The sequence below is a fragment of the Paraburkholderia oxyphila NBRC 105797 genome (assembly GCF_000685075.1).
Taxonomy (GTDB): Bacteria; Pseudomonadota; Gammaproteobacteria; order Burkholderiales; family Burkholderiaceae; genus Paraburkholderia; species Paraburkholderia oxyphila.
Genome location: NZ_BAYD01000196.1, coordinates 1 through 9,266, shown reverse-complemented (window position 1 = coordinate 9,266; position 9,266 = coordinate 1). Strand labels below are relative to the sequence as shown.

Annotated in this window: 10 protein-coding genes; 2 read left to right on the top strand and 8 right to left on the bottom strand. The window is 61.3% G+C overall.

Features of this window, described 5'->3' with window-relative positions; all coding sequences use genetic code 11:
* Positions 1–43: 43 nt before the first annotated feature.
* The 8 genes from BO1_RS47395 to BO1_RS47360 form a co-directional block, all read right to left on the bottom strand.
* On the bottom strand, positions 44–1,492 hold the full coding sequence (locus BO1_RS47395) for a coniferyl aldehyde dehydrogenase (RefSeq protein WP_084688832.1): 1,449 nt from the start codon (positions 1,490–1,492) through the stop codon (positions 44–46).
* 82 nt (positions 1,493–1,574) lie between these two features.
* Positions 1,575–2,075 carry a c-type cytochrome gene (locus BO1_RS47390; RefSeq protein WP_245644131.1) on the bottom strand — a complete coding sequence of 167 codons (501 nt, stop codon included), beginning with the start codon at positions 2,073–2,075 and terminating at the stop codon, positions 1,575–1,577.
* Positions 2,072–2,554: a c-type cytochrome gene (locus tag BO1_RS47385; RefSeq protein WP_028223569.1), complete on the bottom strand. Its 483-nt coding sequence runs from the start codon at positions 2,552–2,554 to the stop codon at positions 2,072–2,074. Before BO1_RS47385 ends, BO1_RS47390 begins: the two co-directional genes overlap by 4 nt.
* A complete protein-coding gene (locus BO1_RS47380; protein ID WP_028223568.1) occupies positions 2,551–3,072 on the bottom strand; it encodes a methylamine dehydrogenase light chain in 522 nt (173 codons plus the stop codon). Before BO1_RS47380 ends, BO1_RS47385 begins: the two co-directional genes overlap by 4 nt.
* 37 nt (positions 3,073–3,109) lie before the next feature.
* Positions 3,110–3,715 (bottom strand): methylamine dehydrogenase accessory protein MauD, encoded by a 606-nt coding sequence (gene mauD / locus BO1_RS47375; RefSeq protein WP_028223567.1) that lies wholly within the window; start codon positions 3,713–3,715, stop codon positions 3,110–3,112.
* Positions 3,712–4,275, bottom strand: a complete 564-nt coding sequence (locus tag BO1_RS47370; protein WP_028223566.1) for a MauE/DoxX family redox-associated membrane protein — start codon at positions 4,273–4,275, stop codon at positions 3,712–3,714. Before BO1_RS47370 ends, mauD begins: the two co-directional genes overlap by 4 nt.
* 7 nt (positions 4,276–4,282) lie before the next feature.
* Complete coding sequence (locus tag BO1_RS47365; protein ID WP_028223565.1) at positions 4,283–5,428, bottom strand: amine dehydrogenase large subunit; 1,146 nt, start codon at positions 5,426–5,428, stop codon at positions 4,283–4,285.
* A gap of 125 nt (positions 5,429–5,553) precedes the next feature.
* Positions 5,554–6,501, bottom strand: a complete 948-nt coding sequence (locus BO1_RS47360; RefSeq protein WP_028223564.1) for a helix-turn-helix domain-containing protein — start codon at positions 6,499–6,501, stop codon at positions 5,554–5,556.
* Between the two features lie 521 nt (positions 6,502–7,022).
* Here BO1_RS47360 and BO1_RS47355 point away from each other — a divergent pair.
* Both BO1_RS47355 and BO1_RS47350 read left to right on the top strand, forming a co-directional pair.
* On the top strand, positions 7,023–8,384 hold the full coding sequence (locus BO1_RS47355) for a DUF1329 domain-containing protein (RefSeq protein WP_028223563.1): 1,362 nt from the start codon (positions 7,023–7,025) through the stop codon (positions 8,382–8,384).
* 76 nt (positions 8,385–8,460) lie between these two features.
* Positions 8,461–9,266, top strand: an 806-nt coding sequence (locus BO1_RS47350) for a DUF1302 domain-containing protein (protein WP_043289151.1), incomplete at its 3' end; no start/stop codon positions are given.

Here is a 9,266-nt window from a genome sequence, read left to right as displayed (position 1 = left end):
TGCGGCCCGCCGCGAAAACAAGTTAAGGCCAATGAAAACACCCTCACATCACCTTCCGCAACAAGGCACCAACCCACTCGGTAACCCGCCCATAGGGCGGATAAAGCAAAGAAGTAGCATTAACACCGCTCTGATAAAAAACCGGCTTCAAATGCGAAAACGTATCGAACCCACACTTGCCGTGATAAGCGCCCATGCCGCTAGCACCAATCCCGCCGAACGGCAGCGAATCGCACGCCACATGCCAGAGCGTGTCATTGACCGTCACGCCGCCGGAGCTCGTCTGCTCCAGCACCCTGTCGCGCTCGCACGTATCGTTCGTAAATAGATAAAGCGCCAAAGGACGGTCACGCTGGTTGATCCGCTCGATAGCCTCGTCAATCGTGTCGTAGGTCAGAACCGGCAGAATCGGCCCAAAAATCTCCTCTTGCATGACTCGTGCATCATCATCGGGTGAGACAACGAGCGTAAATGGGATCCTCCTCGCCGTTGCCGCCGTCTCGGCCGCTCGCGCGCCGACTTGAACGATTCGGCTGCCCGAGCTGCGAGCCTCCTCGATCATATGAACCAGGCGCCCATAGTGGTGAGCACTGACAATGGACGTGTAATCCGCATTCTCGAGGACATCCGGGTACAGGCGCAATGCCGCGGCCTGTGCCGCCTGGATGAAGTGATCGAGTTTCTCCCGCGGAACCAGTGCGTAGTCGGGCGAGACGCAAATCTGCCCAGCATTGAGCAGCTTGCCGAACACAATACGTTGAGCAGCGGTTTCCACGTTCGCGTGCTTGCCGAGCAGGGCCGGCGATTTCCCGCCCAATTCAAGCGTCACCGGCGTCAGGTTTCGCGCCGCAGCTTGCGCGACATGGCGCCCAACCGAAGTCGAGCCCGTGAATAGCAAATGATCGAATGGCAGCGCCGAGAATGCAGCAGCCTCGTCGCGGCCGCCTTCAATGGTGCAGACCTGCGCGGGATCGAACGCCTCGGCCAGCGTCTCGCCGATCAGCGTGGACGTTCTGGGCGTGAGCTCACTAGGCTTGAGCATGACGCGATTGCCCGCTGCGAGCGCGGCCGCGAGGCCCGTAAAAGTCAGGTAGACGGGGAAGTTCCACGGGCTGATTACACCGACCACGCCGCGAGGCTGCGGCAGCAGCCGTGCCCGGGCGGGCAGCAGATGGCGCCGCACGCCAATTGGGCGCGGCTTCATCCATTGCCCAACATGCCTGTGAATGTCCTTGATGTCGCCGATCGTCATGCCGACGTCGAGCATCATCGATTCGTGCCGCGAACGATGACCAAAGTCCTCGTTGATCGCCGACGCAAAGGCGTCGTCGTACTGCTTCAAGATTCGCAGCAGCTTCGCAAGACTCTCCTGGCGTTGGGCAAGCGTGGGAGCAGGACTGGCCCGAAAGGCGCGAAGTTGCCGCGTGAACGCATCATGAATGGCCGCGCCCGCAGTCGTGGGACATTCGGCTTGCATGGCTCCGGAATTCATAAGTCATCCTATATGTTATGGAGGTGGAAATTCCGGGTTCTGTGGGCTGCGAGGCGCGCTAGTAGTCCCGGACGTCAACGAGTCAATAGTGGTCAGCGATGCCGGTGATGCCTTGCTCGTGCAACTGCTTGATGAGCGCGGCCCGCTTGACGGCCACATTGGCCAGCGCGGGACGGCGATGTGCCGCGATCTCCGCGGCGGTATACGGCTTGAAGTCCGCAGGCAACTCGGCGGCGTTCCTGGTCGTCAGCAACCAGTTCAACACGTCGGCCAGCTCCTGGTCGGACAGTGCCGAATTCGATGAGCCGGGCACCCGCATTACATACTCGCGGCCGTCGGGCACATGCTCGAAGTAGCCGAGCGAGTTTGCGAGTGGAGGGACCTTGCCGGGCACGCCCCTCGCGTTTGTGGTGTGGCAGCCCATGCAATTCTGGATCCAATGCTGTTCAACCAGCGAAAACTGCCCAGCCGCGGCCGGCACGGTGCATAGCGCCAGCGAGGTCGCGACACCACAGGCTATCTGCACGATGTGCATGCCCATGCGCTGGATGAGCTGCGCGTGCTGGGCGGCCGGCCGTTTCATAAGCCGAGGCTCTTCGTCAACACGGCGCGGCTCGCGTGAACGGCGCTGGCGTCGAGTTTTCTGTCCCGCGCAGCCTTCAGCTCGGCTGCGGTGAACGGCTTCGCGTTGCCGTGCTTCGCATTGAGGTCGAACACGACATAGTTCAGGACTTCCGCAAGCTCTTCGTCGGACAGGCTGGCAAAGCTCGGCATCTTGAAGTTGTAGGTCTTGTCTTGCACGGCGATTTCGCCGTACATGCCGTTCAGCACGGTTGCGGTCAATTGCTGGCGGCCGTCCGGGGCGGCGGCGTAGCGGCCGGGGTAGCGGGTCAACGGTGGCGCGAGGCCGTCCTGGCCCTTGCCGCCGGCCTGATGGCAGACCGCGCAACGCGCGCCGAACGTGCTTTGCCCGGCGGTGTAGCGCACCGATTGTCCGAACGATGCACTCGCTGCGATCGCAAGAGCCATCGCGCTCATCATCCTGATCGCCTTCACTTTCATTGTTTGGCCGCTCCCAGCAGGACCGATACGGAGCAGTGGTAATTCGAGTTGCTGCTCGCCATGCACCAGTTGATGTCGTTGTTGAGGGAAAGTTTGTATAGCGGTCTTTCGCGTTCGTTGCGGTTGCAGAAGCAGTTGCCGCACGAAGTCTTGCCGCAGCAGTCGTTGTACGAAACGATATAGTCCGACCCGTCATGCGGATTGCGGCAGGTGCCGATCCAGGTGATGGGCGAAGCCGTCGTGCCGGGCGGGCAGCTGCTCGAAGTGCCGCCGCAGCAACTGCACAGGAAGCCGTCGATTGCGCAGTACTTCCAGTAGTCGCAGCTCATCGGGTCGTCGCTGACACCCGCTTTCGCGTTCGTTACGGGAGCCGCGTTCGCGGTACGGTCTACCGGCAGGAGCGGCGCGAGTGCCGAGCCCACCAGCGCCTTGCCGAGCGTAGCCATTGCACTGCGGCGCGAGGTGCGGCTGGCGACGCTTCGCGCTGAGCGCTCGAACCACAAGTCAAACAGAGCCATTCGTTCATTCTCCGGTTTAAAGGCATCAGGCTTTGCGTTACGCGTGTTGTTCGCCGTGCACATACTGCTGCAACGAGGCGACGCCGCGCTCCTTCGCTTCGAACAGACTCTCGAGATGCTCGCGGGAGTTGACGAGGCCCTTTGCACGAACTTTGCCGCTTTCGTCGAGCAGGACGGCATAAGGCAGTTTGCCGATCTGGTAAGCCATGCCCAGCTCCTGGGACAGCACGTAAGGGAACGCTCCAAGACGATGCTTTTCTGCAAAGCGCGTGTGCTCGGCAATGTCTCCATCGCTCGCCAGCACGACGTTGAGCGGCGTACGCTCGCTTGCGCGAATCGAGGAGAGGAGCGGCAACAGCTTCTTGCAGACCGGGCAGGTCGGCGACAGAAAGAACAGCAACGTTGACTTGCCCGTGGCATCAATGCCGCCAACTTTGACCGGGCGGCTGTGAATGTCGTCGAGCTCGAACGCGGGCGCGAGCGCGCCCACCGCAGGGCCCTTATCGATCATCAACGCGCCCACCGGCAGGATGCGCTCGTAGAGAATGCCCACTTGTCGAACGAGCGCTACGCAGATTGCGCCGAGCGCCAGCACGGCGGCCCACAGCAGGACGAGGGAAACGGTCAGGGCGGTTTGCATCATGAATTCCTCAAATGATTGAGTCGCGGTGTATTGGCAAGGAGACCGTCGAATACGGTCAGGCCACAAACGGTGAGCAGTACGGAGAAAGTCAGCGTGAGGTAGTCCACCCAGACTATCGTCCGTGCGGCGGGCGCGATGAATGCGGTGGCGGCAAGCGCTGCGATGGCCAAAACGCGTGCGACGTGTAGCCAGCCGATTCGATTCGTTGCGGCGTGAGTTGCCGCATCCGGAGCGGCAAAGCCGTGGCAGCCGCAATCGATATCGGTATGCCCGCGCACGATGTTGATGGCGAGCGCCGCAGCAAACATCGACAGCAGCAAAACCAGCGCGGCGGCGCCGATCGTGCGCCAGTCGGGCAATAGCAGTGCGAGGGCGCCCAGTGTTTCGACGACCACGATGGCGAGCGCCACCGGCGTGACGAGTGCCTCGGGCAGCAATTGATACTGCGCCACGGCTTGACGAAACAAGGCCGGCCGCCGCCATTTGGGCAAGGCGCCAAGCAGGACCGTAACGGCTGCGCCCGATTGCGTGGCGCTCGCGAGGACAGGATCGATCAGCATGATGTCCTCACGGGTTGACGAGCAGGAGCGGCGTGCTGCCCAGATGGGGCTCGACGTGCCGGACCTTGCCCGTTTGAGCGTCGATCACCGCGAGAGCCGCGGTCGCCGTCAGCCCGTAAAAGAGGGGCTTTTCGTCTTGACTGACCTGAATCGACAGAACGGGATCGATCTTCATCTGCGCAAGATTCCAGCGGGCGATGCGTTTATGCGTGTTCAAATCGAACACCCAGATTTCGCTCGCCGGGTCCTTGTGCGAGCCATCGGCGCCCTGGTGCATGGCAACGTAAAGCCGATGCGTTTTTTCCTGCACTGCCGTCTGCTGCACGCCACCCGGGCGCCAGCCCTGGGCGCGTTCGGCATCGGTGACCAGTGGCCATGGCGTGCCGAAGACCGGCTTGTCGCCGCGGAAATCGGCGCTGCGGACCATGCCGTGAAAGCTGGTGAAAAGATAGGTGCCTTGATAACGCGCGGCATTGGCAAAAACCGGATCGTGCTCGACATCGATAAACGGCTCGGACATCGAGCGTTTGATTTCCTTGCCGTGAGCGTCGAGTGTGAACGTGAGCGCCTTGCCGCTTTCGCAGAGCGAGGTGAATTTATTGTTGCCGCTCGGCAAGGCGAGCACGCAGGCGGCAGTATCGATTTCGCTCAGCACCTTTTTCGCCTGGACGTCGACGACGCTGACCGATGTCGATGGCGTGATGTTGGTCACGTAGAGCAGCTTCCCGTCGCTGCTGAACGCCGTATTCCACGGCGACGGCATCATCTGCGCATGCTTGGGCGGGATAACGATTTCGCCGGCCAGCGAGAGGGTGGCGTTATCCGTGAACTCCACGACGTCCGTGCGTGCGCCATGCGAGCCGCGCGAGAAGTACGTCGTCGCGGTGTAGCTCGTGCGGTGATCGGGAGAGATCGCGAAGCCGGCTGCGTAGCCCGTGTCGATCTGTCCGAGCAACTTGCTGGTGTCCGCGTCGTATACGTGCACGCGGCCATCGGTCATTGACGTCAACGCGCCGTCAACGACGAATATTTCGTGAGGATGCCATGCAGGCATCTTCTGTACCGTCAACTCCTCGGGCTGTTCAGCGGCGTGCGCATGGCAAGCCAGCGCGAGTACGGCTGACGCGACCGCGGTCTTTCGGCTCAGTGTCATGTCCTCTCCAGTTTCGATTCACGATATGGAGGGACTGTATTACGACGCTATGGGCGGGCATTAGCCAAAATCGGCACACCGCGAAGGGCGAACGCGAAGTGCGTTCGAGCAATGCGGTCGGCAGTTCAGGTGCTGCCGAAGCGAGGGGTACGAGAGGGGAGTTCCCCGAACAGATTCCGGTAGTCCCGGGAAAAATGGCTCAAATGAAAGAATCCCCAACGAGCGGCGGCGTCGCCTATAGTCAACGCTTCGGAGGTGGTCGAGCGCAGCAGGCGCCGCACGCCGGCGAGGCGCACGGAGCGCAGATAAGTCAATGGCGACTGTCCCGTGACCTGCAGGAAGCTCTTTTGCAGCGTGCGCCGGCACACTCGCAATTCACTGCACAGATCGAGCACGGAGATCGGCTGCTGAGTATTGTTCAGTGCAATGTCCTGGCTGCGCTTGACGATCTCGCTATAGGTGAGCCGTGTCACGTCGCAGCGCTTTGACCAGCTCGACTCGCCAAGGATGTTGAAGATACTGTCCAGAATGTCGTTGCGCAGCGCGCGACGTGCCTCGGGATCGGCGAGGGACTGGGCGCAAGACTTCATCTCGTCGACGCGTGATTTCAGGGCAAATCGCGCGAGCGAAGTGACGGCGCCGTCGGTTTCGAATAACGGCTGCCGGCCGCCGCCGCTCTCGAGTCTCAGGGGCTCCGCCAGGCGCTCGAATTCTTCTGTTGAAAGCGTGATGCCAACCAGCTCGGTATGGGCGGGCATGTGCAAGACCCAATCGCTACCGCCGCGAACGAAGCCGATTGACGAAGCGGTGACCTCGCGACCTTGAAAGATCGGTGCCGTGACCGACTGTACCGGCCACGCGAGCGTCACCGAGCCGGCCTGAACCTGCCCGCATTCCACGATTCGCCGATTGGCGCTTTCTGAGAAAACGTTGAGTCCGTCGAGATCGAACTGGGCAAGCGTACTTTCGAATGCGCCTTTTTCGATCTGGAAATACGTCTGGTCGAAATTGCGCAGATTTTGTGCATGTTCGTCTGCGTCGGAGAAGCGCTGGGCAGAATAATGGCCGTTCATTTCTACACCTCGGGTGCGCCTGGTCACGCGCTACCTGCTACAGGTACTGTGGGGCGGTTCAAATGGGTCGTCTGGCGGCCTGAATCGTATCCAGAAAAAAACCACTGCGATATCGGGTCAAGCCCGTGCACCTTCGCCCAAGCGGGGCGATGAGCCGGCAACCGCTGTTAGCAAATAGAAAGAAAACCGTGCCGATTGTGGCTAAAGACTCGTGCACTGCCGCCGCTATAGTCCCTCACACGCCATGAGGCCGCATGAGACCGGCCATAGCGCTGCGCTCGATTGCCGGTCGACTGAAGGAGCCGCAAACGTGAGGTTCGCCTGCGAGAAACACCGCGATACGCGCTGCTTTAAACATCGTACTACGAATGATTTGGCTTCGGGATGCATATGCCGCAGGTGGCCGCCTGCCGCTCCATGAAGCGGCGAGGGCTCCAGGGTGGACGGAAACAAGGAACGCCCATCGCGCCAGTTCCGCGCGATGAGCGCATGAAGTCGGGAATGGAAGGAGAGTGATGACGATGAAAAGGCAAACTATTGGAGCAGTGTCGGCGATCGCGGCTGCCTTGTTGCTCGCAGCCGGAACGGCCGTCGCCGACGACCTCACGCCTGCAGGGGCCGAGCGCGCGGCCAGCCAGGATGGCCTCGTGCCCGCGTTTTCCGGCAGGCCAGCAACGCCGTCCGGATGGGAGTGGGGCAAGTTTCGCGGCGACTTCTGGAAGCACAAGAACGAGAAGCCGCTTTATTCGATCGATGCGGCGAACGTCGACAAGTATGCGGACAAGCTGACGCCCGGGCAGATCCAGTTGATCAAGCAGATGAAGGGCTACCGCATGGACGTCTATCCGTCACATCGCGAATGCGAATTGCCGGAATTCGCCGAACAGAACTCGAAGGCGAATCTCACGACGGCAAAGCTCGCCTCCGATGGCCAGACCGTGCAGGCCGCGCTGCTTCCCGGCGTGGTCTTCCCGCAGCCGAAGAGCGGTGCCGAGGCGATCCTCAACTACGAGACGCGGTATCGCGGTGAGGGCATCGAATGGTCGCCCGTGGTCACGGCCATTGCTCCGCATCCCGGCAGCAGCGACTGGATCGACGTCATCGGGCCGCAGGCCTTCTATTTCCCGGCTGGCAAGGAGGGGAAGACCACGCCGCAGGACGTCGACCAGTTCAATCTGGGAGCCTATTTTTCGGTCGATTCGCCGGCAGCGCTGGCCGGGCAGGCCATCGTGCAGCGCCAGTACTTCGACAAGGACTCTGAAACCTATTACTACTTTCCAGGGCAGCGCCGAGTGAGACGCATGCCGGCCTATACGCACGATGCGCCGCTGATTGGCTTCGAGAATCAGTATCTGATCGATGAAGTCAATATGTTCAACGGCTCCATCGACCGGTACAACTGGAAGCTGGTGGGCAAGAAGGAAATGATCGTTCCGTACGACGACTTCGGCATGTACGACTTCAAGGGCAAGCTGCATGACGTTGCGACGCCCAATGGCGTCTCCGCTGAGCATCGTCGCTATGAGGTGCACCGTGTCTGGGTGGTGGAGGCGACGCTCAAGCCCACGGCGCGCCATGTGGCTTCGAAGAAGGTCTTCTATCTGGACGAGGACAGCTGGCTCGCGCTCGTGGGCGAGGACTATGACGCGCAGGGCAAGCTCTGGAAGGTGCGCGAGAGCTACCCCATTCCGGTCTGGGAACTGGGCGGCACCTGCGATAACGAACCGTTCGCGCAGTACGACCTCAACAGCGGGCGTTACCTCGTCGACGGATCGTCGATTGGCCAGGGCAAGGACATCCGCTGGTACCAGCAGGTCAGCGATCCGCGCTTCAAGGCCGACTTCTTCACCGCGGAGTCGTTGAGATCGGCCAGCGAGCGCTAGGTGTTGCTACATAAATAAAAATGGCTGACGTGCGCAAGAGACGCGCGTCGGCATCCGAAGCGACAGAGGAGACGTGATGAAGAGGAAAGCGATTGCGCTGCAGGCTCCGGTGTTATTGGCTACGTTGGGGGCAGTAACATCGAATGCATACGGTTACGAGTTCACGACAGGCTTTAACGATCTCTCGGGTTCGTGGGTGACCAACCTCACGGCGGGCGCGGGCATCCGCACCCAAAACCCGAGTTGCTCGCTCACGGGCGATCCGAACGCCTTCGGGTGCGGCGCGGCGGCCAATGTCAACCAGTGGGGCGTGGGCGACGACGGCGACCTGAACTATCGCAAGGGCCAGCCCTTCAGCACCTATATCAGCGCGACCAGCGAGCTGCTGCTGAGGATGCCCAGCGAGGGGCTCAAGTTCATGATCCGCGGCACGGGCATGTACGACTTCCTCGCGGGCGACACGAACCGCACGCCGCTCTCCAGCACCGCTGCCGCGCAGGTCGTCTACGATGCGCAACTGCTCGATCTGTGGGGCGAGAAGGACTTCACGATCAACGGGCAGAACGCGCACGTGCGCCTGGGCAACCAGGTGATCAACTGGGGCGAGAGCATGTTCGCGATGGGCGGCATCAACGCCACCAACTCGCTCGACGTGCAGAAGCTGCTGATTCCCGGCTCGCAACTGAAGCAGGCGCTGCTGCCCGCGCCGATGATCAGTTTCGCCGCCGATCTTTCTCATGGATTTAGTACTGAGGATTACTATCAATTTCAGTGGAACGGAAACCGCTATCCACCGGTGGGCTCGTTCTGGTCCGTGTCCAACAGCCTGGGCCGTGGCACGGACCCGTATACGGTGAGCACCACGAATCTCAACGTGGCTGG

Bases quoted from the DNA above. Each gene is read 5' to 3' on its own strand.
- BO1_RS47395 (WP_084688832.1), bottom strand. From the start codon at position 1,492: ATGAATTCCGGAGCCATGCAAGCCGAATGTCCCACGACTGCGGGCGCG.
- BO1_RS47390 (WP_245644131.1), bottom strand. From the start codon at position 2,075: ATGAAACGGCCGGCCGCCCAGCACGCGCAGCTCATCCAGCGCATGGGC.
- BO1_RS47385 (WP_028223569.1), bottom strand. From the start codon at position 2,554: ATGAAAGTGAAGGCGATCAGGATGATGAGCGCGATGGCTCTTGCGATC.
- BO1_RS47380 (WP_028223568.1), bottom strand. From the start codon at position 3,072: ATGGCTCTGTTTGACTTGTGGTTCGAGCGCTCAGCGCGAAGCGTCGCC.
- mauD (WP_028223567.1), bottom strand. From the start codon at position 3,715: ATGATGCAAACCGCCCTGACCGTTTCCCTCGTCCTGCTGTGGGCCGCC.
- BO1_RS47370 (WP_028223566.1), bottom strand. From the start codon at position 4,275: ATGCTGATCGATCCTGTCCTCGCGAGCGCCACGCAATCGGGCGCAGCC.
- BO1_RS47365 (WP_028223565.1), bottom strand. From the start codon at position 5,428: ATGACACTGAGCCGAAAGACCGCGGTCGCGTCAGCCGTACTCGCGCTG.
- BO1_RS47360 (WP_028223564.1), bottom strand. From the start codon at position 6,501: ATGAACGGCCATTATTCTGCCCAGCGCTTCTCCGACGCAGACGAACAT.
- BO1_RS47355 (WP_028223563.1), top strand. From the start codon at position 7,023: ATGAAAAGGCAAACTATTGGAGCAGTGTCGGCGATCGCGGCTGCCTTG.